The 24,375-nt window shown below is 42.8% G+C and carries 24 protein-coding genes and 2 riboswitches; of the genes, 14 read left to right on the forward strand and 10 right to left on the reverse strand.

The genetic code is table 11. From position 1 onward, the window contains the following. The 3 genes from JOC33_RS12475 to JOC33_RS12485 all read left to right on the forward strand — a co-directional run bounded on the left by JOC33_RS12475 (nt 1) and on the right by JOC33_RS12485 (nt 3,258). The gene (locus JOC33_RS12475; RefSeq protein WP_205092849.1) at nt 1–1,050 is read left to right on the forward strand and encodes a homoserine dehydrogenase; all 1,050 of its coding nucleotides are present in this window, start codon (nt 1–3) and stop codon (nt 1,048–1,050) included. A 16-nt stretch (nt 1,051–1,066) separates the two neighbouring features. Continuing rightward, complete coding sequence (locus JOC33_RS12480) at nt 1,067–2,515, forward strand: aldehyde dehydrogenase family protein (RefSeq protein ID WP_205092850.1); 1,449 nt, start codon at nt 1,067–1,069, stop codon at nt 2,513–2,515. 125 nt (nt 2,516–2,640) lie between these two features. Then, nucleotides 2,641–3,258 (forward strand): acetyltransferase, encoded by a 618-nt coding sequence (locus JOC33_RS12485; RefSeq protein WP_205092851.1) that lies wholly within the window; start codon nt 2,641–2,643, stop codon nt 3,256–3,258. Between the two features lie 10 nt (nt 3,259–3,268). Here JOC33_RS12485 and JOC33_RS12490 read toward each other — a convergent pair whose 3' ends face one another. Continuing rightward, a complete protein-coding gene (locus JOC33_RS12490) occupies nt 3,269–3,643 on the reverse strand; it encodes a VOC family protein (protein WP_205092852.1) in 375 nt (124 codons plus the stop codon). A gap of 154 nt (nt 3,644–3,797) precedes the next feature. Here JOC33_RS12490 and JOC33_RS12495 point away from each other — a divergent pair, with 154 nt between their 5' ends. Then, a complete protein-coding gene (locus JOC33_RS12495; protein WP_205092853.1) occupies nt 3,798–4,589 on the forward strand; it encodes an SDR family oxidoreductase in 792 nt (263 codons plus the stop codon). A 58-nt stretch (nt 4,590–4,647) separates the two neighbouring features. Here the strand turns inward: JOC33_RS12495 and JOC33_RS12500 are convergent, their stop codons facing one another. The 4 genes from JOC33_RS12500 to ectA all read right to left on the reverse strand — a co-directional run bounded on the left by JOC33_RS12500 (nt 4,648) and on the right by ectA (nt 8,114). Continuing rightward, nucleotides 4,648–5,472, reverse strand: a complete 825-nt coding sequence (locus tag JOC33_RS12500) for an STAS domain-containing protein (RefSeq protein ID WP_205092854.1) — start codon at nt 5,470–5,472, stop codon at nt 4,648–4,650. A gap of 369 nt (nt 5,473–5,841) precedes the next feature. Next, entirely contained in the window at nt 5,842–6,228 is a 387-nt protein-coding gene (locus JOC33_RS12505; protein ID WP_205092855.1) for an ectoine synthase, read from the reverse strand. Nucleotides 6,229–6,248: 20 nt separating this feature from the next. Continuing rightward, nucleotides 6,249–7,511, reverse strand: a complete 1,263-nt coding sequence (gene ectB, locus JOC33_RS12510; protein ID WP_420825716.1) for a diaminobutyrate--2-oxoglutarate transaminase — start codon at nt 7,509–7,511, stop codon at nt 6,249–6,251. Nucleotides 7,512–7,577: 66 nt separating this feature from the next. Beyond that, the gene (gene ectA / locus JOC33_RS12515) at nt 7,578–8,114 is read right to left on the reverse strand and encodes a diaminobutyrate acetyltransferase (protein WP_205092857.1); all 537 of its coding nucleotides are present in this window, start codon (nt 8,112–8,114) and stop codon (nt 7,578–7,580) included. A 389-nt stretch (nt 8,115–8,503) separates the two neighbouring features. Here ectA and JOC33_RS12520 point away from each other — a divergent pair, with 389 nt between their 5' ends. Together JOC33_RS12520 and JOC33_RS12525 are read left to right on the forward strand one after the other, a co-directional pair. Further along, the gene (locus tag JOC33_RS12520; RefSeq protein WP_205092858.1) at nt 8,504–9,844 is read left to right on the forward strand and encodes an MATE family efflux transporter; all 1,341 of its coding nucleotides are present in this window, start codon (nt 8,504–8,506) and stop codon (nt 9,842–9,844) included. Nucleotides 9,845–9,911: 67 nt separating this feature from the next. Then, nucleotides 9,912–10,655 carry a Cof-type HAD-IIB family hydrolase gene (locus JOC33_RS12525; protein WP_205092859.1) on the forward strand — a complete coding sequence of 248 codons (744 nt, stop codon included), beginning with the start codon at nt 9,912–9,914 and terminating at the stop codon, nt 10,653–10,655. A 363-nt stretch (nt 10,656–11,018) separates the two neighbouring features. On the opposite strand, the gene JOC33_RS12530 is transcribed toward JOC33_RS12525, so the two are convergent. Beyond that, complete coding sequence (locus JOC33_RS12530; protein WP_205092860.1) at nt 11,019–11,510, reverse strand: DinB family protein; 492 nt, start codon at nt 11,508–11,510, stop codon at nt 11,019–11,021. Nucleotides 11,511–11,660: 150 nt separating this feature from the next. Between JOC33_RS12530 and JOC33_RS12535 the strand changes: the two genes are divergently transcribed. The 3 genes from JOC33_RS12535 to JOC33_RS12545 all read left to right on the forward strand — a co-directional run bounded on the left by JOC33_RS12535 (nt 11,661) and on the right by JOC33_RS12545 (nt 15,181). Continuing rightward, nucleotides 11,661–12,668: a TDT family transporter gene (locus JOC33_RS12535; RefSeq protein ID WP_205092861.1), complete on the forward strand. Its 1,008-nt coding sequence runs from the start codon at nt 11,661–11,663 to the stop codon at nt 12,666–12,668. A 39-nt stretch (nt 12,669–12,707) separates the two neighbouring features. After that, nucleotides 12,708–13,766, forward strand: coding sequence for a C45 family autoproteolytic acyltransferase/hydrolase (locus JOC33_RS12540; protein WP_205092862.1), 1,059 nt, complete (start codon nt 12,708–12,710; stop codon nt 13,764–13,766). Between the two features lie 128 nt (nt 13,767–13,894). Next, nucleotides 13,895–15,181 carry a lysine N(6)-hydroxylase/L-ornithine N(5)-oxygenase family protein gene (locus JOC33_RS12545; protein ID WP_205093088.1) on the forward strand — a complete coding sequence of 429 codons (1,287 nt, stop codon included), beginning with the start codon at nt 13,895–13,897 and terminating at the stop codon, nt 15,179–15,181. A gap of 471 nt (nt 15,182–15,652) precedes the next feature. Here JOC33_RS12545 and JOC33_RS12550 read toward each other — a convergent pair whose 3' ends face one another. Continuing rightward, nucleotides 15,653–17,062, reverse strand: a complete 1,410-nt coding sequence (locus JOC33_RS12550; RefSeq protein ID WP_205092863.1) for a Na+/H+ antiporter NhaC family protein — start codon at nt 17,060–17,062, stop codon at nt 15,653–15,655. 155 nt (nt 17,063–17,217) lie between these two features. Next, nucleotides 17,218–17,328: riboswitch (SAM riboswitch) on the forward strand. Nucleotides 17,329–17,446: 118 nt separating this feature from the next. Between JOC33_RS12550 and msrA the strand changes: the two genes are divergently transcribed. The 5 genes from msrA to JOC33_RS12575 all read left to right on the forward strand — a co-directional run bounded on the left by msrA (nt 17,447) and on the right by JOC33_RS12575 (nt 21,852). Then, on the forward strand, nt 17,447–17,920 hold the full coding sequence (msrA, locus tag JOC33_RS12555; protein ID WP_205092864.1) for a peptide-methionine (S)-S-oxide reductase MsrA: 474 nt from the start codon (nt 17,447–17,449) through the stop codon (nt 17,918–17,920). Between the two features lie 165 nt (nt 17,921–18,085). After that, the gene (locus JOC33_RS12560; protein WP_205093089.1) at nt 18,086–18,778 is read left to right on the forward strand and encodes an AIM24 family protein; all 693 of its coding nucleotides are present in this window, start codon (nt 18,086–18,088) and stop codon (nt 18,776–18,778) included. A gap of 137 nt (nt 18,779–18,915) precedes the next feature. Continuing rightward, nucleotides 18,916–19,338 carry a hypothetical protein gene (locus JOC33_RS12565; RefSeq protein WP_205092865.1) on the forward strand — a complete coding sequence of 141 codons (423 nt, stop codon included), beginning with the start codon at nt 18,916–18,918 and terminating at the stop codon, nt 19,336–19,338. A 42-nt stretch (nt 19,339–19,380) separates the two neighbouring features. Beyond that, nucleotides 19,381–20,289: an HD domain-containing phosphohydrolase gene (locus tag JOC33_RS12570; RefSeq protein ID WP_205092866.1), complete on the forward strand. Its 909-nt coding sequence runs from the start codon at nt 19,381–19,383 to the stop codon at nt 20,287–20,289. Nucleotides 20,290–20,427: 138 nt separating this feature from the next. Then, on the forward strand, nt 20,428–21,852 hold the full coding sequence (locus JOC33_RS12575; RefSeq protein WP_205092867.1) for a hypothetical protein: 1,425 nt from the start codon (nt 20,428–20,430) through the stop codon (nt 21,850–21,852). Between the two features lie 41 nt (nt 21,853–21,893). Here JOC33_RS12575 and JOC33_RS12580 read toward each other — a convergent pair whose 3' ends face one another. From JOC33_RS12580 to JOC33_RS12590, 3 genes are all read right to left on the reverse strand, one after another. Beyond that, the gene (locus JOC33_RS12580; protein WP_420825709.1) at nt 21,894–22,268 is read right to left on the reverse strand and encodes a hypothetical protein; all 375 of its coding nucleotides are present in this window, start codon (nt 22,266–22,268) and stop codon (nt 21,894–21,896) included. 73 nt (nt 22,269–22,341) lie between these two features. Then, nucleotides 22,342–23,466 (reverse strand): methionine biosynthesis PLP-dependent protein, encoded by a 1,125-nt coding sequence (locus JOC33_RS12585; protein ID WP_205092868.1) that lies wholly within the window; start codon nt 23,464–23,466, stop codon nt 22,342–22,344. A 77-nt stretch (nt 23,467–23,543) separates the two neighbouring features. Then, nucleotides 23,544–23,653: riboswitch (SAM riboswitch) on the reverse strand. Nucleotides 23,654–23,834: 181 nt separating this feature from the next. Beyond that, on the reverse strand, nt 23,835–24,347 hold the full coding sequence (locus tag JOC33_RS12590; RefSeq protein WP_205092869.1) for a DUF3231 family protein: 513 nt from the start codon (nt 24,345–24,347) through the stop codon (nt 23,835–23,837). Nucleotides 24,348–24,375: the final 28 nt, after the last annotated feature.

The following is a 24,375-nucleotide window of genomic DNA, read 5'->3' on the forward strand; positions in this document are numbered from 1 at the left end:
ATGATGAAAATAGCATTCATTGGCTTTGGCGGTGTCGGCCAGGCATTGGCACAAATTTTACAGGAACGAAAAGAAAAACTGGAAGCGGAATACGGGCTTGAAACGAAAGTAGTAGCTGTCTCGGACATGATGAAGGGCTCTGTATACCACCCTGATGGACTTGACATTGACAGGTTGCTAACCATTGTCCGCGAAACAGGGAAATTGGAAAATTATCCGGATACCAAAGGAGTCATCAAGGGCTGGGATAGTATCGAAACAATCAAAAACTCCAATGCCGATATGATTGTTGAAGTGACATTCACAGATGTGGAGACAGGACAGCCTGCAATCGACCACTGCCGGGCCGCTTTTGAGAGTGGAAAAAGTGTAGTTACGACCAATAAAGGCCCAGTAGCCCTGGCCTATCCAGAATTAAGTGAGCTTGCTGAACGGAAAAATGTCTACTGGGGATTTGAAGGAACTGTAATGAGTGGAACACCTGCTCTAAGAATGCCGGTAGTAACACTTGCAGGGAATGAAATAACAGAAATTAAGGGAATTCTGAATGGAACAACTAATTATATTCTAACGGAAATGGAAACGGGTAAGACATATGAGGAAGCGTTAAAAAAAGCTCAGGAACTTGGCTATGCAGAAGCAGATCCCACAAATGATGTCGAAGGTTATGATGCCCGGTATAAAGCAGCAATCTTATCAAGTTATCTGATGAAAACGCCTATTCCTTCTAAAGAGATTCCATGTAAAGGGATTAGCCATATTACACACGAGATGGTGCAAAATGCGCTGAATGAGAATAAGAAGTGGCGGTTGTTAGCCAAAATAACTAAACAGGATGGGAAAGTGACAGCATCTGTCCAACCGGAATTATTGGACGCCACTGATCCTTTGGCAGGTGTCACAGGTCCAACAAATGCCATTTTATACGAATGTGATCTTGCAGGACCTATCATGCTTACCGGGGCAGGGGCCGGTCTGACAGAGACGGGCTACTCACTATTAATTGATCTGATTGATTACCAAAAACAAAAAACACTTGAAAGAATTTAAGGAAGGTGGTGTTACCATGAAAACAAAAGTACAGTCCGTAAAGATGTTGATTGGCGGCGAGTGGGTCTCAGGCGACCGAACGTTTGAGGTATTCGACCCACAAGATAATGAACCGATAGCCTCAGTGCCGATGGCCTCCAGCGAAGATATGATGCGTGCAATTGAAAAAGCGGAAGAAGCCTATGAAAAAACAACAACGTGGCCGACACATGAGCGTATCAGAGTATTGACCAAAGCAGCGGAATATATGGAAGCACATGCGGAGGATTTTGCAAGGACGATTGCATCAGAAGGAAGCAAAACGATCAATGAAGCTCGCGGGGAAGTAAAACGCGCCACACAAACGATTCAGATAAGCGCAGAAGAAGCAAGAAGGATCAATGGGGAAACGATCAATTTTGACCAGAACGAAGGAAGTGAAAACCGGGTCGGTTACCATTATCGTTTTCCGGTCGGAGTCGTCGGGGCAATTACACCGTTTAACGATCCTTTAAACCTTGTGGCCCATAAAGTCGGTCCGGCAATCGCAGCGGGAAACGCTATTGTGGTTAAGCCGGCATCCGTTACACCACTTAGCGCTTTGAAGCTTGCAGAGGCGTTTGTCCATGCAGGTCTGCCTGAAGGATTTTTATCTGTAGTGACTGGATCTGGACGCGAAGTAGGAGAGACTCTTGTCACACACCCGGCCGTAAATGTACTTTCATTTACCGGGGGACCAGAAGCAGGGGAAAGGATATCCCAGCAGGCAGGCCCGAAAAAAGTCAGCATGGAGCTGGGATCGAACTCGCCGGTAATTGTCTTAAAGGATGCTGATTTGCCGGATGCTGTTCAGTCCTGTGTCTCTGGTGCTTTCTCCGCTGTCGGGCAAAATTGTATTGGAGTACAGCGAATCTATGTTGAAGAGGAAATCTATTCCGAATTTCTTGAGGAATTTGTGAACCGGACTGCTGAGTTAAGAGTAGGGGACAAAATGGATGAACTTACCGATGTCGGTCCTATGATTCAGGAAAGGGAAGCGAAGCGGGTTGAGAACTGGGTCAACGAAGCTCTCGAAGATGGAGCGAAACTTAAAGTGGGTGGAAAACGAGAAGGAAGCTTCTACTATCCTACCGTGCTGACAGATGTTCCTGATTCAGCGAAAATTGCGTATGAAGAAATTTTTGGCCCAGTGGTTCTGATAACACCCGTTGCTAATCTTGAAAAAGCTGTGAAATTATCCAATGCGGTGGATTACGGACTTCAGGCAGGGATATTTACCACAAATCTCAATCATGCCTTTTATGCCATCAAACATTTGCATGTTGGTGGAGTCATGATCAATGACAGCAGTGACTATCGCATCGATGCCATGCCATTTGGTGGTGTGAAAAACTCTGGCATCGGACGGGAAGGCGTACGATATGCGATCGAATCGATGAGTGAACCAAAAGTTGTCTGCTTCCGATTACAACAAAATTTATTATAAAAGATAAACCGTCTGGTCTTCAGGCGGTTTATTTATGTCACTCTGAAATGGTTAAAGCATAAGATGTTATGATAAAAGACCGTTTCCTTCAGAATAAATTCTTTGACTGAAAGAGTGAACAATCCATGAAGGTTATTGTAATGGGGGATGGCGGACACAGCCGGGTAATTCAGGACATGATCTCCACCATGCCAGGTCAAAAAATATTCGCCATTCTTGATGATAAATATGAAAATATACAAAGAAAACACGGTATCTTATATGCGCCGCTTGAAAATGTTTTTTCCCTTATGGATGATCGTTCAAAAATCGTGATTGCTATTGGGGACAATGTTGTAAGGAAAAAGCTTGTCCAGCTTTTGAATTTGAAAGAACAACAATATTTGACAGTGATTGCTCCCGATGCCTCTGTCAGTAAAGAAGCGAAAATAGGAAAAGGAACAGTTATCATGCCCAAAGCAGCAATTAACTCTGGGACATCAATAGGAGAATTTTGCATTATCAATACAGGAGCCATAATTGAGCACGATAACGATGTTGATAATTATGTTCATATTTCACCGAATGCCACTCTTACCGGAGAAGTAAGTATTGGAGAAGGTGCTCATATTGGTGCGGGAGCCACCGTCATTCCTGGTAAAAGGATTAATGAATGGTCGATTGTCGGAGCAGGCTCAACCGTCATAACAGAAATTCCGTCATACACTAAGGCAGTTGGTTCGCCCGCACGTCTTCTTAAATAGTAAAGCCCTCTTATTCTTGGCAAACCATCAGCATATTTCCATCTGGATCTTTGAATATGAAATACTGATCATATTCAACCTCGGTCACCATTTCCACTCCTAGTTGCTCCATGAATTTATAGGAAGCGTGGATATCCTCTGTCAAAAACTGTATCGCTGGAACCTGATACGGCGAGATATCCCCTTTTTCATTTCTCCATTTGGGCATGGTATCCAGCATAAGACCTGTCGTACCTTCCATTGGGGCAGCAAAAAGGTGATCAAAGTAATCATTTCCATCACTGAGACCGAGTATTTTACTATACCACTCCTTTGCTTTTTGTATATCTCTGACAGGTATAAAGGCAAGACCGATTTTGTTTTTGACTGGACTTTTGTTAATCATCGTATGACCTCCTAATAATAAATTCCAGACTTTTCTTCTTAATTAATCTTCTCTATAACCATCATAATTCCTTTATAAAAACTGCTATAACCCCTTAATCTTTCCAATCATGTATAATAACAGGTAATTATTTAAAAGAGAGGAGAATAGATTCATGGACTTCAAGTTACGAGGAAAATCAGTCATTGTGACTGCTGGAAGTAAAGGGTTAGGTAAGGCAACAGCTCTGGAATTTGCAAAGGAAGGAGCACATGTCCTCATTTCAAGCCGTAATGAGGAGGAGCTTGAGAAAACGAAAGCAGACATCAAGGAATTAAGCGGGAACGAAAACGTCGAATATGCTGTATGTGACATGACGAATGCAGGGCAAATCAAAGAACTTGTAAAGAAAGCGGTTGAGTGGAATGGAACTGTAGATGTTCTGATCAACAATGCAGGTGGTCCCCCGGCCGGTAAGTTTGATGACTTCAGTGATGGTGATTGGCAGGCAGCATTCGAGCTCAATCTATTGAGCTTTATTCGGACAGTGAGAGAAGTTTTACCTGCCATGCGGGAGCAGAAGAGTGGAAGAATTGTCAACATTGCATCCTCATCCATCAAAGAAAGCCTTGATAATCTGATTCTCTCCAATACATATCGGGCAGGAATTGTCGGCTGGTCAAAGAGCTTAGCCCGTGAATTAGCGCCGGAAAATATTTTGATTAATACAGTCGGTCCTGGCAGGATCGCGACTGATCGTGTAGCTGCACTCGATGCTAAACACGCTGATATACAAGGTATTACTTCAGAGGAAGTCAGAAAGCAGGCAGAACAGTCCATACCAATCGGACGTTACGGGGAACCGGAAGAATTTGCCCGGACACTTGTATTTCTAGCATCTGGTGCCAACACCTATCTGACCGGCCAATCACTCGTAGTGGATGGGGGACTTGTAAAAGCACTTTAAAAAAGGCAGCTAATATAGGAAAAAGCAGGGATTCTGAAGTATCAGAATCCCTGCTTTTTTATAAAGCGTTCGCCAAAGAGGGTTTAATGGTCACTTTTTCAAAGCTGATTCCCAGCTGAGTGGCAGTATGGGCAATTTCTGGGCGCATACCAGATATCGTGGAAGAGATGCCCAGCAATTGAAGTGATTGTAAAAGATTCGATATTTGATGAGCCACTAAAGTATCGATTGTCGCCACGCCTGATAGATCGATGAACAGATGCGTGACCCCTTTTTGGCTACATTGATGGAGTGTGTTTTCGAGAATGACGGAGGCCCGGTCACTATCTATTTCACCAATTAAAGGCAGGAGTGCCCGCTGATTATCGAGGGTGATGACAGGAGCGCTCAATTCATGGATGATTTCTTCTTTTGCCTTCAATTGTAATTTTGAATTTTCATTCGCTCCTTCCACGAATTTCATTATTGCTACATCGAATCCCCTGACAACAAGCTTGTTCCAACGATCCAGATCTTCCTGTTCAAGTTTATCCTTATGTTTATCATAAAAATTTTTGATACAATCCATGTATTGCATTCTGACACGCATAAATTCTCTGATGACATAATGACTTGGAGTGCTCAAATGTTCTATGTCCCCTGATACTTCCGAAACCCATTTGTTGAAATTCTCCAACCATGCCTCTTCATTCTCGACTACAAAGATTTCACTGAAATAGTGATGAAAATCAAAATTTTGCTTTTTCAAAGTCTCAATGACCTGTGGATCTCTTGATGCATAAAGAGAGCTGGGATCCTTTTCCTCTAATGTTTCGTACCATTCATTCGTCAATTGTTGAGCATGGTCAATGATATAAGATTTCAAAGCTTTATCCTTTTCCATAAAATCTTCCCTCCATCTTACAATTCATCTAGTTTAAGGGATACCCCAAGCATGCACATTTCTAACAAAAATCAGATGGAAATTATTCCTTTGCTAAGATTGCTCGAAAAAAATCAATTAGGGTTTGAGGCTAAAGATTCTTATCCAAAGGAAAATCCGTACCACTTGTACACTTTAGGCAATCAGCATAGTCACCGCTTCCCAGCTTTTCGTGGGTACGATTTCAACTAAAAATGTGTACACGAACCTATGGCTGATGACTACACTCTATATCTTCTATTTATCTATTGGCTGGCATTTTTTTCTGTTCAATATCGGAAATTTTCTCCAATAAAAAACCTCCAACCGAAGTTGGAGGTTTAAAACTTATTAATCTTCTACTACAGGATACACACCGTTTTCATCGTGAATTTCTTGGCCAGTGATTGGCGGGTTGAATACACAAACCATGCGCATATCTGTTTTTGCGCGCAATAGATGTTCGTCGTTTTCATCAAGAGCATAAAGGGTATTGGCTTTTATCGGCCAAACCTTATTATCTTTAAGGGTCTCGACTTCTCCTTCACCTTCAATGCAGTATACAGATTCAAGGTGGTTTTGGTACCAGATGTGTGTTTCTGTACCTGCTTTGATCACTGTGTCATGGACAGAATAGCCCATGTTATCTTTTTTCAAAACCAAGCGTCTGCTAGTCCAGTTTTCACCTTTTACTTCGTTTTCTGTACCTAGTACTTCTTCTAGTGAGATTGTTTTCATATCTAAAGTCCTCCTATTACTTAATTAGTTACTGGTTCGCTGGTAAGAGCTTTAACACTCTCTTCAATGATATCGAAACCTTTTTTAAGCTCATCGATTTCAATGTTTAGTGGTGGGAAAAGCTTGAAAACTTCGCTCTTAGGTCCGGATGTTTCCATAATCAGTCCGCGTTTGAAAGCTTCAGCGGCAACTTCATCCGCAAGGCCATCTTTCGCGCATTCGATACCGACCATCAAACCGCGGCCGCAGAACTCACCTTCCAGACCAGGATATTTTTTCACAATACCTTCTAAGAATTCTTTTGTCAGTTCAGCTCTTTCCTTAATGCCTTGTTCGAATTTCTCTTCTTTCCAGTAGTCAAGGGCAGCTGCCGCTGTGACAAATGCATGGTTGAAACCACGGAACGTACCGTTGTGTTCCCCTGGAGCCCAGATATCTAGGTCGGGACGGAATAGGGTAACGGCAAATGGCAAGCCGTATCCGCTCAAGGATTTAGACATACATACGATATCAGGCTTGATTCCTGCAGGTTCAAAGCTGAAGAAAGTTCCAGTACGGCCGACACCTGCCTGTACATCATCGATGATCAACAGGATGTCCCAACGCTTACAGATTTCATCAACCTTTTGCAGCCATTCCATACGGGCTGCATTAATGCCGCCTTCACCTTGTACAGTTTCCAGGATCATAGCAGCTGGAACGTCGACACCGCTCCCGTTATCTTCAAGGAAGCGTTCAAGATATTCGAGTGTTTCCATTTTATCATTGACGAAATTGTCATATGGCATCGTTACCGTATTGTTTAGTGGAATACCAGCACCGTTACGTTTCATAGCATTACCGGTTACAGAAAGAGAACCGATAGTCATACCATGGAAGCCATTGGTAAAGCTGATAATATCTGTTCTGCCGGTCACTTTACGAGCCAGCTTAAGTGCACTTTCCACTGTATTGGTACCAGTAGGGCCTGGAAACATGATCTTATAGTCCAGGTTACGTGGTTTCAGAATTACATCGTTAAACTTCTCCATGAATTTCGCTTTCTCAGTTGTCGCTTTATCAAGTGAATGGGTAATGCCATCACTTGTGATATAGTCGACAAGCTTGGATTGCATATGGGAATCGTTATGACCGTAGTTCAGGGCACCTGCACCTGAGAAGAAGTCGATATACTCATTGCCATCTTCGTCCCAGATTTTGTGTCCCTTCGCTTTATCAAAAACGGCAGGGAATGCGCGACAGTAACTGCGCACTTCTGATTCCAGTTTTTCGAAAATGCTCATATCTGTTTTACTCAAGTTGATTTCCTCCTTGTTTGATTTGGGTAGTTCCCTTAATTTAAATTGGTATTATCTTTTGAATGGACCAATTCGGAAATTCAATTCTTCTTCGTGTTCATCGCTTGGGAACAGGTCTTCGGTAAATTTCTCCGATACCTTGCATTCCGTGTCATGATCACGTGCTAATTTACGGAATAAAGATTGAGATGCTTTGTTTGACGGTGTGACTGTCGCTTCAAGGTAGCGAACATCCTGGCATGCCTCTCGGGAAATTAATTCGTTAAGAAGCTTCGACGCAACTCCTTTTCCGCGCTGGGAAGAATCTACGCCAACTTGCCAGACAAACACCACGTCCGGGTGTTCAGGGGGGATAAATGCGGTTACGAATCCTACTAATTTATCGTTCTCTTTTGCTACTACACAAGTATCAGCAAAAAATTCACTCATCATCAGATATTTGTAAGCAGAATTCTGATCCAGGGTGGAATTATCAACCAAATTCCACATTGCTTTACCATCTTCAACAGTTGGTTCTGTAAAAAGCAACGTTTCTTCAGAATGGACTGGTTCTTTCGTAGTTTGAGAGATGGTGCATTCTCCTTTCATTAGGTAATGCTGAAGCATGCGTACTTGATAATGATAAATCGGCAAGGGAAATTTATCAAACCAGCTTAATCTGTCTGAATTGCGTTTATTATCGAAGAATATTACTGAGCATCACTAAGATATGCTTTGTAACATAATGCTCTCATATGCTGTTGTTTCCTTATATTTATTGAAAAAATAACAAATGTGCCTAGTCTGATGCTCCGTAATTCACCGAAATTTCAAAAATATTGCGGTGAAAATTCTCCTATAAAATTCAAGCGAAGCTGGGTGATTGCCTGTCATGACAGTGTTCAACATATAAATACCCCGATTGAAAAGTTATAAACAGTATTTACAACGTCAAGATGCTAAAATGGGAGTCGAGTAAAAGGAAGGACGTATGTTTCATGGCAGGTGCACAAGATTTTACTAGAGGAAACATATGGAGGCAGATGCTGATTTTTTCCGGTCCCATCCTCCTGACAAACCTGCTTCAGGTGTCCTATCAGTTTGTGGACAGCCTTTGGGTGGGGAACTTGCTTGGTGGTAATGTCCTGGGTGCTGTGGCTGTTTCAAGCACTGTGGTATTTACGATGCTGTCATTCATCATCGGCATCAACAATGCGACATTGACGGTTTTATCCCAGCAAAAAGGAAAGGATGACCAAGAGGGGCTAAAGAGATATCTAAATGCCTTCATCATCATATTACTGCTGATCTCGGCCGTAATGGGAACAACAAGCTATATTTTTGCAGAAAGCATTATCCATTTTTTAGGCACCCCAGGGGTAATGGTGGAAGATGCCACTGTTTATTTGAAAATCAATTCGCTCGGGATATTGTTTTTGATGGGCTATAATTTCATCGGTACCGTCATGCGTGCGCTTGGTGATAGCAGGACACCACTTCGATTCGTCTTTCTGGCGGTGATTTTGAATGCCGTACTGGACCCTGTTTTCATTTCTGTTTTCGATTGGGGAATCGCCGGTGCAGCCTACGCAACTGTTATTTCCCAGGGAATAGCCTTTTTGTATGGGGTGTTTCTCGTTCTTCGTCAAAATCTGGCTCCATTTTCTGTGCCATTTTTACCGACAAAAAACGAAGTGGCATTAATTCTTAGGCTTGGGATTCCTTCAGGCCTGCAAATGTCAGTCATTTCGGCAGGTGTTGCAGCCATTATGAGTGTTGTTACCTCGTTTGGAAGTGATGTCGTGGCAGGATTCAGTGCAGCTCAGCGGCTCGATAGCGTCCTGATGCTCCCGCCAATGGCCTTAGCTACCGCTGTTAATAGTATGGCAGGGCAGAATATCGGTGCGAAAAACTGGAAAAGGGTGCATCAAATCACCCGTTATGGATTTATTTTTAATACATCGATAATGCTTGTCGTCGCTTTATTACTTGTATTATTCGGGGAATATGGCATAAAGATGTTCGTCCAGGAAGAAGCCCTTGTAGCATTCGGGGAACAATATTTGAGAATCATTGCTTTCTTTTATCCTTTTTTAGGAATTAATTTCATACTGAATGGAGTAGTTCGCGCATCGGGAGCAATGTACCAGGTGCTCTTGTTGAATATCATTTCCTTCTGGGTCCTGCGTTACCCGCTGACCGCTTTGTGCTCAAGTTTATTCGGTGAGAGCGGAATTGCGGTTGGGATGGGGGTAAGCTTTGTGTTCAGCAGTATCGTTGCAACCCTTTATTATAAATTTGGGAAATGGAATACTAAGCAGCTGTTCGAGGGTGCGTGAATGTTTGTAAAAACTGTTATTTATATTAAAATGTAGAAATCAGCAATGGAAAAGGAAGTGTACAAGGATGGAAAAAGATATAAAACTAATTGCACTTGATATGGATGGTACCTTGATCAACGAAGATGGTGAAGTCTCTACGGAAAACGAAGAAGCCATAAAAAGGGCGAAAGCAAATGGAATTCATGTTGTGTTAAGTACTGGACGATCCCTGGCAACCTGCCAGGATATTTCAGAAAGCCTTGGTCGCTCTTCTTATATCGTTACCATTAATGGAGGAGAAATTTACGACAAGGAATATAATCTGGTTGAACGCAATCCCCTTGATGCAGACCTTGTCAAACGCTTGTGGGAACTGAAAAAAACACACGATACCCATTTCTGGTCAAGCACCGCGCAAGGGATGTTCAGCTCGCTGGAACCATTTGAAAGTGACATCGAAGCCTATGAATGGCTTAAATTCGGGTTTGATATTGAAGATGACGAAGTCCGCAAAGTAATCTTAGACGAGCTTAGGGAGAACAAAGCATTGGAAGTCACTAACTCAAGTCCGACCAATATCGAAATCAACCCTGCCGGTGTCAACAAAGCTGCTGCCATTCGGAAAGTATGTGACTGGCTCGATCTCTCTATGGACAATGTTATGGCTGTAGGGGACAGTATGAACGACCTGGCAATGATTCGTGAAGCCGGGTTTGGTGTTGCCATGGGAAATGCCCAGGAAATAGTCAAAAAAGAAGCTGACTGGGTAACGTTATCTAATACAGATCATGGAGTGTCTCATGCTATCAGACATGTGATCGATAAATAATTGTTGGGACTGGGAAAAACATAATAATAGTATAAAATAATCCGAACCATTTTATTGAATAGTTCGGATTATTTGTGTGCAAGAAATCGGCTCCGTTCAAACACTTCGCTTTCCGCGGGCACGGCCTAAAGCCTTCTTGGTCAAGAAGATTGCTTGGCCAAGGGGATAATAGACTCGCGCTGTTCCCTCAGGAATCTGCGTATTTGGACTACGCTAATGTTCTGCATATATGAGATTAAATTATAATCGTTCGTTTCTGATTCCATTGTTTTTCTTATGTTCCAGCTCTTATGGACTAAAAAGCAGCGTACATAATTCATTTGAGCGTCCATACAATACCTGAACCCGTTTAATTAATTCATCTCAGCCCCTATTCACTTTTTGCAGCACTTCTTTCATTTGTTCAAGGTGACGGAGTTCGTGCCAGCCGATGAATTCCACCCATTGTTCCAGGCTGAGGTCACCGAAGGCCATATGGTGCATGACACGACGCTTCAACGTTGCTTTTTCATAGTTTATCAATATTAGCTCAAGGGACTCCCGTGACTCGACCAGACTTTCCTTTGCTTCACTGACGGATTGGAACAAGCCTTTAGGACGCAGAGATTCCGGTGCTTCCATTTTTAACGTACGGTTGGCGGTGTGGTGGACTGGTTTTTCTGGTACTGATTTTTCTTCTCCTTCTGTAATCGCCCTTTTTATCCTGTCTGCAACTGTTCGTTCAATCAAATAAAGGTGTTCAAGCAATTCCAGTATGCTCCAATTGTCTTTGTCTGGTTTCATACGTGCTTGTTCATCTGTAATTTCGTTGAGGAAATTGAGGACTTTCTGCCTTCTTTGGTCCAATCCATACATTTCCGATCATCCCTTCGTAAACATTTTCTGTTCAATCCATTATAAAATAACAGAAATTTTATGTATAATAGACTGCGTATCCATTGGTGAAAGGGGGTACTTACCATCGATATTGATAAAAAGATTTCTCCCGCGTCAGGAGCTATCATCATGGCGAATGGGATTTTTTTAATTGGAGCGATCGAAGCGTTCCCGTTTATAGATGATTTGTTTGGAAGTATACTGGCTATTGTTTTATTGTTGGCCTGGATACTAATTTACCGGGCATTGTTCGCTCAGGTCTTTAATCGTGAATTTTTCAGACCGTTTTTAAAGCATCCGTTAAATTCCTTCATGATGGGAACCTGGGTAGCAGGACTGTCAGTATTGTGTAATGTGTTTGTGAAATATTTTCCCGGATCTATCGAGGTCCTGCAATGGGTTGCAGTGTTTAATTGTCTATTGCTATTATTTTTTCTTGTGAACTGCTTTCACAGCTTGATTAGACTGATGGCGGAACAAACAAAGTTTGCGGTTCATGGCATCATTCTGTTATCGACGGTAGGTACACAGTCCATTGTCATATTATTGAACAATACTTTTGATGGCATTCATCAATATCTTGCCGAAACAATCATCGTCATTGGGTTAATGTTTTATTTTGCAGGAATATTCCTGCTTATAAAGCGTTATCTTTGGCAGAAGAATTGGAGCTTGATTCATGACTGGGCCAATACAAATTGTATCATTCATGGCGCATTATCCATCACAGGGCTAGCCATTGTCAAAACGGAGGTTTTTGAAGCTGGGTTTGTCTTCACCTTTTGGTTTGTAGTTTTCATCCTGTTGATAACTATTGAATTCATGGAGTCAGTCAGGGCAGTAAGAAGAGTCAAACTCCTCGGCTGGAAAGAAGGGTTATTTACGTACAATGTATCCCAATGGTCCAGAAATTTCACGTTCGGCATGTTTTATGCCTTTTCATACTTCATGCAAGAAAATCCATTTTATGCACAAGAAGATCCTATATACAGTTTCCATGCTGGTGTGCTGACGGTTTGGGGCTGGATCGTTTTATTAGCATTGCTGGCACAATTAGTCCTCTACGCAACAGCTAAACTCCCTCAAATAGCAGGGGTATCAAGAGAAAACTATACAAACAGCAGCAGTCATTCCTGATGGGTGGCTCTTTCGTTAAAAAATCGGGGGAAAGTTATCATGAAAAAAATTCACAGTGATATTTTACAGTTCAGAGGTTCACATTATGATTTTGGCTACCACCAAGGTACATTGCTAAAAGAGTCCGTGACCGTTCAAAATCGTCTGAAACAATGGAAGGTCAGGATTCCCCGATTCACAGTTTCTGAAAAAGAAGTAAAGGAAGCAATTGAAAAGTTTGCACCTGGTGTGTGGCAGGAGCTTCTCGGCCTTCGAGATGCTCTGGATTGGACGATGGAACGAACCATGATGGAATTTGGCGGCTATCGGACAAATTATAACCGCTCGGGGTGTTCCATCATGACTGGACCTGACTTCTTAGTCCGTAATTATGATTATCAGCCTAAAACATACGAAGGTCGATATGTATTTTTCCAGCCGGAAGACCAGGGCTATGCAATTGCTGGACCGACACAGCGCATTACCGGGAGAATGGATGGAATGAATGAGAAAGGTCTGGTGCTTGGTTATAATTTCATGCATCGCAAAAAGCCGGGCTTAGGATTCATCTGCTGTATGATCGGACGCCTAGTCTTAGAAAGTTGTGCGAATGTTGAGGAAGCTGTCAGTATGCTGAAAGAAATACCTCATAGGCATTCCTTCAGCTATACCGTCTACGATCAGAGCGGAAAAACGTACGTTCTGGAAGCTTCACCACGAGGTGTGGAAATGCGTGAATCCTCATATTGCACGAATCACTTTGAAATCATGAAACATGAAAACCGGAACCATCTTGTCGATTCCTACAAACGGCTGAAAGCAATGCAAAATGCCGGACCGAGACAAGCCTATCAGGCTTTTCGTCTAATGAATGATACGGACATGGGTGTGTTTTCAAAGAAATATAAAAGCTGGGCTGGAACAATCCATACATCTGCTTACTTACCTAATGAAATGGTGACGTGGTTTGCCTTAGGCGGAGACCGGGAGCCTGTTGTTTTCGACTTCGGAAAATGGCTGAAAGGTGAAGATGTGATGTTGGAAAAGATAACGGGCGAGGTAGATACCAGCATCCCATTTGTACACATGGATAAGGATGCCCATTTCAGCAAAAAGTAAAGAAAGGCAGTTATGAACTTCAGCTTTACATGTGATGGATGGATCGATTGTGATAGGATTAAAGATAAGAACAACAAACTAAGAATTTTCGACAGACAGGGGAAGTGAACAATTTGCGACAAGATAGTATGTATGACTTGATCGGTGTCGGAATTGGCCCATTCAATTTGAGCTTGGCAGCATTACTGGATGACCAGCCGGAGGCCAATCCTTTATTTTTTGAACAAAAAGGTAAATTCGAATGGCATCCAGGCATGCTGATTGAAGGTACAAAGCTGCAGGTCCCGTTTCTGGCAGACCTCGTCACAATGGCGGATCCAACTAGTAAATATAGCTTTTTGAATTATATCCATGAACATGAAAGAATGTACCAGTTCTATTTTCTGCAAAGACTGGATATTCCCAGGAGGGAATACAACGATTATTGTCAGTGGGTCTCCCGACAGCTGGAAAGCTGCAGGTTCGGACACCGTGTTACTGACTTGCGTAGAATTGAGGATGGAGAATCATATTTTGAAGTGGAAGTACGTGATTTAGAAAATAATGAAACAAAGGTTTATCATGCAAAGAACGTAATCCTCGGAACAGGAAGCGTTCCTGCTATGCCGAAATCGTTTCAGGGTTTACCGGAAGAAGACGTTTTCCACACAGCAGAATTTTTAAGATACCAGGATAGATGCAGAAAAGCAGAGTCCATAACCGTTGTTGGCTCCGGCCAAAGTGCTGCGGAAGCTTTCCGCGAGTTACTGAAAGAGCAAAGGGAGCACGGCTATCGTCTTGATTGGATTACACGATCTTCTGGATTCGATTCCATGGAAGAATCCAAATTGAGTCTTGAGCACTTTTCCCCTGATTATGTAAATTATTTTTACCAGCTGCCACAAGAAAAAAAGGACGAAATTTTCCCGACTCAAGGGCTATATTATAAAGGTATCAGCAACCATACTGTAACCGATATATATAATCTTCTATACGAATACTCTGTTGGTGAGGAAGAGTTGAACGTCGGACTTCAGGTATTATCTGAAGTGAAAGGCATAGAACAAAATCCGGAAGGGGATTACCGGATTACATGCAGGCACGTAGAGACGGATGAGACCTTCACCCATGACAGTGAAATAGTCATAACGGCAACAGGCTATCAACCGCTTGTCCCTGACTTTGTTGAAAGCCTTGCAGATATGATTGAATGGGATGATAAAGGCCGTTATAAAGTCGAAGGGGATTACCGGCTGAAAACAGTGGATCAACGTAACCAAATTTACGTCCACAGCGGTATTTCTCATACACACGGAGTAGGTTCGACTAACCTTGGGCTTGCGATACATCGTAATAAAGTTATTGTAAACCATCTCCTCGGCCGCAACGTATATCACATACCTGAAAAAAATATCTTTCAAAAATTTCATGTATAGAAGATACTATCAAATGAAAAACGGGGCTGTCCTATAAGTCTGTAATAGACTAATTGGGGCAGCCTTTTCTGTATTGTTGATACTTGAAAAGTGTGCTGGGAAAAAATAAAAACCACTAAAAAGATCCATTATAATCGAAATGTTAAAGTTTATGGTTGATTTTCACAAATCGCTTGCCGCGGGGAGTACCACAAGTCTCCTGGTACTTTGCCTTGCAATCCCTCATCAGCCTTGCCTCTCCCGTAGGAGTTCCATGTTTCCTTGCCCAACTTAGCGATTAACAATGCAAAAACCTTCTTTTTTTACAATCAAAAACCACAAAGAAAAATCAGCTTCTTCGTGGTTTTATATTTCTAAGAGTCCTAATGGGGCAAGCCCCCAGTTTAAGGTCACATATTAGCCATCACCTTTGGCTTCCCTGGGCACAGGAATCTTGAGGATATTTACTATGTCTTTTTTCCTGGTTATAGCTTACATAAAAAAGGTCAGTGCAAAATACCCAACTGTTGCTACACCGGCAGCAATCAAAGCAGGCTTTAATTTGAAACGGGAATATTTGACTGGGTTCAACTTCAAGATACCGGCCGTTGTATTGGTGTCATCACTAAGTGGGGAAGCAAATGCTCCGAAAGTTCCGCTCGCAAAAACAGCTCCAATGACGATTGGCAGATCACTGCCCGCCACTGCTGCAATCGAAATACCTACAGGCATTAATATTCCCCATGTCCCCCATGCTGATCCGATAAAATAAGATAACCCGCAGCCAAGCACGAACAAAACCACAGCGACATAACTCGGAGGTATCCAGTCGAAGGAATTGGATATGGTTTCTGCAAAACCAAGAGCCTCTGATCCTTTACTCAGTCCCCATACCATTGCAAGAAGAAGAATGATGCCCATGATTTCATTTCCACCATAAATCAAGCTGTTCATCATTTTCCTCAGCGGCTGTCCTGCGAATTTCAAAAAAACTACAAGACCAATTAAAGTCACCACAACTGCGATAACCATTGCATCAAGAACATTCGCATTTATCAGCGCTTGCAAACCTTCTTCATTTTTCTTCCTGCCGAGCATATACATTAGGAAAAAAGTTAAACCGATGACCACAAAAAGAGGGATAATCAACGTCCAGGGCTGAGAAGGAAGATCCTTGGCGACGGCAGGGTGACAGTCTTCCCATTGATCATCATCTTTTTTTGTCTCGTTGGATGTATCCTCTGCATCTGTTGCAGATTTTTTGGAACGATGGAAAAAGCTTAAATAAAAGCCGAGCAGGAGCATCGCAATCGCAAAAAAGTTGTAGGGAATGCTTTGAAGATAAAGCATGTAAGGATCTCCTTCGAGTCCCGTCTGGTGAAGGGATAACTCGACCACAGAGCTCATGTAGCCTACGAAGGCCGTAGCCACAGGTATCATCACGACAAGGGGGGAAGCGGTTGTTTCAATTACAAACCCCAGTTCCTGCTTAGTCATAGGGAGGTTTTTTCTCATCGCTTTCATTACAGGAGCAATCGTGACGATTCGGAAGCTTGGAGCTGCAAATGTGCCAAGTGAAGATAACCAGGTCAATAAAAAAGCGCCTCGTTTGTCATCGACTTTTTTGGTCGCTGCTTCTACAAACCCTTTAATTCCACCAGCCATTTTGATGAGACCGATCAAAGCTGAAAAAGCATACAGGAAGATAATAATTTTCAGGTTATTTGCGTCCTGTAACCCCTGTATGATGAATTCAAGGGAGGTGGTCATTCCGCCCAGCCAATCCGGCTCCACTAAGTACCCGGCAACAACAACTGCAAATAATAAACTAGGTATAACTTGTTTAGTCCAGATTGCGGCGGCAATAACCGCTGCGAATGGCAAAATTGCAACCCAATCCATATGGAAACCTCCTAAGCTGTAGATGAATAATTGCCTTTGTTTAGGTTGTGGAAAAGTCACTGGAACTATTCTTTGAAAAATATGATTTTATCTCTTTACATCCTTTTGAAAAATATGTATGATAGGAATTACAAATTTAAAAACAAATCGATAACTTCTTATCCAGAGAGGCGGAGGGACTGGCCCTTTGATGCCCGGCAACCATCGGATCCTTTGATTCGAAACGGTGCCAATTCCTGCAGGATTGATTTCCTGATAGATGAGAGGACGTATGCATAAACGTACGGATCCCTTTCTTGGATAAGAGAGGGGTCCTTTTTACGTATAAAGGCTCGTCAATCTCTTGCGAAAGAAGTTACGTGAGTGGAAAGGAAGCGATGAGTGATGTCAACAGCACTATTTGCAGCAGGATGTTTTTGGGGTGTAGAAGCCTGGTTTGAAAATGTGAAGGGAGTAACCGCAACAAGAGTCGGTTACGCTGGAGGTATTATCGAGAACCCTAGTTATGAAGTAGTGAAAACCGGGCAGACCGGACACGCAGAAACAGTGAAGGTAGAATTCAATCCAAACGTAATCAGTTACGAGCAGCTGGTCGATGCTTTCTTTGAATGCCATGACCCGACAAGCAGAAACCGGCAGGGAGAGGACATTGGCTCCCAATATCGTTCTATTATTTTTTATAATGATGATTCTCAACATAAAGCGGCAATCTCCAAGGTTCTGGAGTGGAACCAAAAAGGTGTTTTTAAGAATCCAATCGCAACCGAAGTAAGAGAAACGATCAATTTTTATGAGGCAGAAGAATATCACCAGAAATATTTGCAGAAAAACAAAACCGTATCCTGTGGAATCGTGTGAGCCATTCACACGATTTTTTTTTGGCACTTTTATGAAAGATTAAACTTGTTAATGGATAAAAGGCTTTCGCCATAAGGACTTGGTGAAAAGACAAGTTTTTCTGAAAATATTTACACCATTTACCAACCTTATTTGGTATTATCAAGGAAGAGGAGTGTGATGTTAGTGGGCAAATATTCACTTGATGAATTTATAAATCAGACCAGACAGGATGAATCGGAAAATGAGTATTTTGAATTGGAAACTCCCCGCATGCTGGAAGTGAACCTTGCTGGTGATGTCTGGGCAAAAACGGGCTCCATGATCTCCTATGACGGCCAGATTAAATTTGAGCGGGAAGGCATACTGGAGCACGGGGTAGGGAAAATGCTTAAGAAAGCTTTTACGAGCGAAGGCAGTTCCTTAATGAAAGCGAAAGGGAATGGAAGACTCTATCTTGCCGATCAGGGGAAGAAGATCACCATTTTTGATTTGAATAATGAGGCGATAACGGTAAATGGGAATGACCTTCTGGCATTCGAACCAGGTATTGATTGGGACATCAAGCTGATGAGAAAAGTTGCCGGAATGATGTCAGGCGGCCTGTTCAATATTACCTTGCAGGGACGTGGAAAAGTAGCCATTACCTCTCATTATGAACCGTTAACATTACTGGTTACACCGGATAAGCCTGTTATAACGGATCCAAATGCCACGGTTGCCTGGTCTGGGCATCTCCAGCCGGAATTCCAGACAGATATTACGATGAAAACATTTTTCGGGCGGGGCAGCGGGGAATCGATACAAATGAAATTCAGCGGAGATGGATTCGTAATTGTTCAGCCTTATGAAGAAGTCTATTATGCCAGCAAAAGTTGAGGTAAGACCATCTTTTTTATGCGGATTTTATTGATTTGTCAGGAAGTTCGCCGATATATAAAGTAAGTGTGAATCCATTCATCTACGCCTAGCACAAGCAATAAAAAATCCAGCTATTAACCAGGAGGTTAACCAGTATGTTGAAAAAAAGTATAAGCGTTCTCTTATTGTCGTTCATTATGGCGCTGGCATTCGGCCCCAATGTCTTCGCTTCCGAAGTCGAAGACACTGAAAAAGCTTACCAGATGATCGAAGAAACCAACGCTGAAATCGCAGAAATGATTGAAATAGCTCAAGACGTTGCAAATGAACTGCAGCAGGATTATTTAGAAGACATGGAAACCATCGCAGATGAAACAATGGCAGCACAACGCACAGAACAATATAACAGCGAATTGGACGTTATCATCAATATTCTTTATGAAACGACACTGCAAATGACTCAGGATACCATTGCTGAAGCTGAAAAGCTGGGGGTTTACGCTCAATGTGAATGGATACTGGTCGATATTGCTGACAGGCAAGTATGGATCGACCCTATCAGGGTTGTAGGAAGCTAATTGCCTTGTTGCCCTGAATTTGTCCCGGAAAGGAGAATGCCCGTGGAAGGTTTAAGAATAATGAAAGATGGTTCATTTCTTGAAAAAGTTACTAGTGAATCCACGAGTATTAGCCTTTTGGGTCGTGGTGACGGGGTAGAAATAATATTACAGACAGTTTTTAAAGGTAAACTATTTTACTTGTATCCAAGTGATAACAATCACACGATGGAATTCTTTTATATATTGAATGGGAAAATGAAAGGTGAGATCGAAGGTGAAAAGGTAACCTTAGGTCCGAACGATTATTTTTCCGGACAAGGAATAAAAGAGCCCGTCCATTTTGTGGCTGAAGATGAAGTGACATACCTCTGGGTAATTACGGAACCGACGTTTCATTACATCAGCAAGGATATAAAAGCACTAAGAGATATTATCGTAAATGTTGAGAAGAAAGACCGTTATACGTTTATGCATAGTGAAAGAGTAGCAAATTATTCGGTCAAAGTAGCAAAAGAATTGAAATTGCCAAAAAGTCAGCTGGAAGAACTGTACCTTGCAGCTGAATTGCATGATATCGGAAAATACAAAATACCAAGCGAGATATTGAACAAACCAAGTAAGCTGACAAAGGAAGAGTTTAACGTTATTAAGAAGCATCCGGAAGATGGAGCTGACATGGTTAAGAACACGAACTATGAAAATATTGCTAAAGTCATTGAACAGCATCACGAACGGCTGGATGGGTCTGGTTATCCATCAGGCATCAAAGAACATGACATCCTCCTGCCTTCTAAAATTATTGCCATATGTGATACTTTCGACGCGATGACTGAGGATCGGACCTATCGTAAGGCTTTTTCTGCGCAGTACGCTATGGATGAAATAAAAAGACTTGCGGGAACTCACTTCGATCCCGAATTAGTAAATGTTTTTGAAAAGATACTTAGAGAAGAAGGAAAAATAGAATGAGTACCATGACGCCCAGCAAAAAGGGCGTTCTTTTTTTTGTGCCTGGAAGCAATTAAGGAATTGGCCCACACAAGCATGGGCATTCGTTCATAGGATAAATCCAAACGCGAGCTATGTGCTCAAAAAGGAGACATCAAGATGGCATTAACAGCAGCTCATTGGATTTATGCGATTGTGACATTTGCCGTTATTGTTACCATGATCTTCAGAAAAGGCGTTGTGCTCCCGACTTTACTTGGGACTTTTCTGGTGGCATGGGTATACAATGGCAGTCTTGTCGGTGGGTTCACTTCTGTTTTTAACGCGAACCTGACCGCTGCAAAAGAATTATTCAGTATATTTTTGATTATCACCTTCATGGTGGCTTTGCTTCATTCCCTGAAGGATTTGGGAGCTGATCGACAAATGATTGCTCCGATACAAAAAGTAATGACAAATGGGCATATTGCATTTGTAATGCTGATTATCATTACGTTCATCATTTCCCTGTTTTTTTGGCCGACGCCAGCCGTGCCGTTGATTTGTGCATTGCTGGTCCCGGCTGCAGTCCGTGCTGGTCTGCCAATAATGGGAGCAGCGATGGTGGTAGCTCTCGCTGGTCAGGGAATGGCATTGTCTTCGGATTACGTTATGCAAATAGCACCGATGCTCAGTGCTAAATCTGCTGGTATAGAAACAGCTGCAGTAGCGGATAAAGCCTTGGTTTTGTCCTTGATTACGGGTGCGGTCGCGATTACACTCGCTTATCTTTCCATCAGAAAACAAATCCGTAAGCCGAATGATCCGCTTAATGAGAAGGAAATGAATAATTTACCTGGTGGGAAAGGCGGCTCCTCGGCTTCAGCAAGGAATTCTCATCCACGGTGGAGTAAAGCATTTGCCATTCTTGTACCATTATCCATGCTGATTGTAATCATTTATATGACCTATACCAAGGTCAGCAGCGGTCGAATGGGCGGATTTGAAGGAGGAGACGGCGCAGCGTTTATAGGCGGTGTTGCCGTATTACTTCTTGCCTTCTCAACCATGGCTTTCGGTAAAAGTAAAGCATTGGACCGAATCTCGGACCATATTACCGACGGGTTTGTATTCGCATTCAAGGCAATGGGACCAGTGATACCAATCGCAGGCTTTTTCTTTCTGGGAAGCGGGGACTTTTCTGCCAGTATACTGTCGCTTGGAGACAAGGCTAGTCCAGCATTTTTATTTGACCTTGTTCAGGCGGGGCAGAATGTTATACCGGAAAATGCGGTACTGTCTGCCTTTGGTATTTTGATCATTGGTATGATTACAGGTCTTGACGGCTCAGGTTTTTCAGGCTTGCCATTAACGGGAGCGTTATCTGGAGCGCTTGCATCTGGTGGTATTGATCCTGCGACACTTGCAGCAATCGGGCAGATGGGATCTGTCTGGGTAGGCGGGGGGACCGTCATTGCCTGGTCATCCCTTGTGGCTGTTGCAGGATTCTGCGGAGTACCCGTCATGGAATTGGTACGGAAAAACTTCCTTCTGGTAATGGCCGGTCTGCTGGTATCAACGGTCCTTGCCCTGTTTATCTGGTGACAATAATAAATCCCGGCCATCACATAGATGACCGGGATTTATTAAAATCCGCCTTCTGTAGCGGAAAAAGGGATATTCAAACGATTTTCAACCGTACGAAGCCGCTGATTTAAACGGTTTAGTCGCCTTGTATGTCGTTCTTCCGTTTGCCGTAGTTGGTTGACCACACTATTCAAACGTGTAATATCACGGTTCTGCCGGTTCAATTCCCTCTCGAGCCGGTTAATTTCTCGCTCCTGCTGTTCATTCTGCCGTTCGAGTGCTGTGACTCTTCTTTCAAGCTGAGGTGGCTGGCGGTCAATATTGGCTTCTGATTGATTGTACTCATAATAGTTTTCATAAGGTACTGCTGATACCTGCCCTGATGGTGCAGGATATGGCGGATAATAGGTCCCATAGATATAGTATGGATTCACTTGCATCCTTCTCCCTTTACGTGATTTATATCTCAGCATATGTCACGAAAGCGAGTTCAGTCACGTCAAACGCCTAGTAGGGGAGTTGAGTCTCCTGGTGAGAGGCAGCCAGCGCTTGTTCCAAATCATTTATGATATCAAGGTCATTTTCTATTCCGACTGACATGCGTAGTAGCCTATTACAAACTCCATAACTTGATCTGATATCTTCTGGTATATCGTAGTGGGTTTGTGTCGCGGGATAAGTGATAAAGGTTTCCACTCCTCCGAGGCTTTCAGCAAAAGTAATCAATTCGATTTGCTCTAATAAACGGGGGACGGCTTCCTCTTCCTGAACACGAAAGGAAATCATTCCACCCCTGCCAGGATAGAGGACATCCTTCACATATGGATTTTCCTTTAGAAAGGCTACCACCGCCCTGGCGTTTTGCTCATGCTGCTTCATCCGGAGGCCAAGTGTCTTCATCCCCCTCATCATCAGCCAACTATCAAATGGGGATAGGACTGCTCCAGTTGAGTTTTGTTCCAGGCCAATCTCCTCACCAATTTTCTCATCCTTCGCTACGACAAGGCCTGCAAGGACATCGTTATGACCGCCAAGGTACTTTGTCCCGCTATGCAGTACGATATCAGCCCCTTGTTCAAGTGGACGCTGTATATAAGGGGTAAAAAAAGTGTTATCTACAATCAGGAGAAGTCCGTATGCTTTGGCAAGTCTGCTGAATGCGTCAATATCCAGTTGAGTCATCAAAGGGTTAGTAGGTGTTTCAATAAAAATCCCTTTCGTATTTTCAGAAATTTTTTCCTTGAAATCCTCTGTGTCCGTACTATTTACATAGTGAAAATGAAGACCGAATTTTTTGAAATGATTTTCAAAAATCCGGTAGGAGCCCCCATAGACATCCTGAGTGACTATGAATTCATCCCCTGGATTGAAAATGGCGAATGTAGCCTGAATGGCCGCCATACCTGAACTAAAGGCAAATCCTGCTGTTCCACCTTCCAGATCGGCGATGGATTGCTCCAGGATTTTTCTCGTCGGGTTGCCAGTGCGTGTATAATCAAACCCAGTGGATTGCCCGATACCTGCATGACGGTAGGCGGTAGAGAAATAAACAGGCGGATTGACTGTGCCTGTTACTGATTCACTTCTGTTACCGGTTTGCGCTAAAGATGTATCCAAATGATATTTCCCCATTGTTCATGACTCCTTTTTAGTCCAAATAAAAAACCAGCTCTCCAGAAGAAGAGCTGATAGGTATACCAAGCCACTCCTTCTTATTTTCCAAGCGGGTCAAGCGCTTGCTGGACGTAGCACCTCACCGTCATACGGCAGGTTGCTGAAGCTTCAACGGACCAGATCCCTCAGCTTCTCTTCATAAGAATTGTGCGTATTCAAAATATTTTAACTACAAAGATACAGGAAAATAAACACAAACGCAATAGGGAACAGGCATTTCATGAAATAGTGTGCCTGACCTGAAATTGTGAAAGTGTCTGGATAAGTAGTGATTATGTACAGGTGGGCCAGGAACACCCACAAATGGAGTGACTGGCACCTGATTGTTAGACTGGTTCAGGGATATGCGTATGCATTGGAGGTGGGATCAACCAGCCTTTTTCTTTGTTCAAGCGAAGCAGTCTTGCACCCATCTGGGCTTTGTTCATGTGGAACTGCCCGAATAGCATAGCAATATCCTCACGTACTGCCTGGCCGATTACCTGGCTGCATGCAACCAGGCCGATTGAATTATCTGCAGAAATCTGAGCACTGATCTCTGGATCGTTAAAACGTGCTCCAACAGGGATTTCCTCTAAAGTCGCATTGGAACGTTCAGGAGGGGATGGTGGCAATGCAATACCATTCACTTTAAGCATTTTCTCGATACTTTCCCTTTCCTGTTTAATCCCTTGCATCATATCTTCCAGGACATTTGTTAAATCTTTGTCCCCGGTATGATTGGAAAAAGTTTGGTACTTTGCGTAATTCCCCTGCAATACTGCCAAATACGACCACATTCCGTGGATCTCTCCGTAATGGAGTGGCTGTTCCTTAGGGTCGCCGCTTAAAATTCCCATTCGATACACTCCTTTTTTCAAAGTGGTA

The sequence above is a fragment of the Thalassobacillus pellis genome, from assembly GCF_016908295.1.
GTDB classification, from domain to species: domain Bacteria; phylum Bacillota; class Bacilli; order Bacillales; family Halobacillaceae; genus Thalassobacillus; species Thalassobacillus pellis.

Coding starts and splice junctions, on each gene's coding strand:
- JOC33_RS12475 (WP_205092849.1), top strand. CDS start 1: ATGATGAAAATAGCATTCATTGGCTTTGGCGGTGTCGGCCAGGCATTG.
- JOC33_RS12480 (WP_205092850.1), top strand. CDS start 1,067: ATGAAAACAAAAGTACAGTCCGTAAAGATGTTGATTGGCGGCGAGTGG.
- JOC33_RS12485 (WP_205092851.1), top strand. CDS start 2,641: ATGAAGGTTATTGTAATGGGGGATGGCGGACACAGCCGGGTAATTCAG.
- JOC33_RS12490 (WP_205092852.1), bottom strand. CDS start 3,643: ATGATTAACAAAAGTCCAGTCAAAAACAAAATCGGTCTTGCCTTTATA.
- JOC33_RS12495 (WP_205092853.1), top strand. CDS start 3,798: ATGGACTTCAAGTTACGAGGAAAATCAGTCATTGTGACTGCTGGAAGT.
- JOC33_RS12500 (WP_205092854.1), bottom strand. CDS start 5,472: ATGGAAAAGGATAAAGCTTTGAAATCTTATATCATTGACCATGCTCAA.
- JOC33_RS12505 (WP_205092855.1), bottom strand. CDS start 6,228: ATGAAAACAATCTCACTAGAAGAAGTACTAGGTACAGAAAACGAAGTA.
- ectB (WP_420825716.1), bottom strand. CDS start 7,511: ATGAGCATTTTCGAAAAACTGGAATCAGAAGTGCGCAGTTACTGTCGC.
- ectA (WP_205092857.1), bottom strand. CDS start 8,114: ATGAAAGGAGAATGCACCATCTCTCAAACTACGAAAGAACCAGTCCAT.
- JOC33_RS12520 (WP_205092858.1), top strand. CDS start 8,504: ATGGCAGGTGCACAAGATTTTACTAGAGGAAACATATGGAGGCAGATG.
- JOC33_RS12525 (WP_205092859.1), top strand. CDS start 9,912: ATGGAAAAAGATATAAAACTAATTGCACTTGATATGGATGGTACCTTG.
- JOC33_RS12530 (WP_205092860.1), bottom strand. CDS start 11,510: ATGTATGGATTGGACCAAAGAAGGCAGAAAGTCCTCAATTTCCTCAAC.
- JOC33_RS12535 (WP_205092861.1), top strand. CDS start 11,661: ATGGCGAATGGGATTTTTTTAATTGGAGCGATCGAAGCGTTCCCGTTT.
- JOC33_RS12540 (WP_205092862.1), top strand. CDS start 12,708: ATGAAAAAAATTCACAGTGATATTTTACAGTTCAGAGGTTCACATTAT.
- JOC33_RS12545 (WP_205093088.1), top strand. CDS start 13,895: ATGTATGACTTGATCGGTGTCGGAATTGGCCCATTCAATTTGAGCTTG.
- JOC33_RS12550 (WP_205092863.1), bottom strand. CDS start 17,062: ATGGATTGGGTTGCAATTTTGCCATTCGCAGCGGTTATTGCCGCCGCA.
- msrA (WP_205092864.1), top strand. CDS start 17,447: ATGTCAACAGCACTATTTGCAGCAGGATGTTTTTGGGGTGTAGAAGCC.
- JOC33_RS12565 (WP_205092865.1), top strand. CDS start 18,916: ATGTTGAAAAAAAGTATAAGCGTTCTCTTATTGTCGTTCATTATGGCG.
- JOC33_RS12575 (WP_205092867.1), top strand. CDS start 20,428: ATGGCATTAACAGCAGCTCATTGGATTTATGCGATTGTGACATTTGCC.
- JOC33_RS12585 (WP_205092868.1), bottom strand. CDS start 23,466: ATGGGGAAATATCATTTGGATACATCTTTAGCGCAAACCGGTAACAGA.
- JOC33_RS12590 (WP_205092869.1), bottom strand. CDS start 24,347: ATGGGAATTTTAAGCGGCGACCCTAAGGAACAGCCACTCCATTACGGA.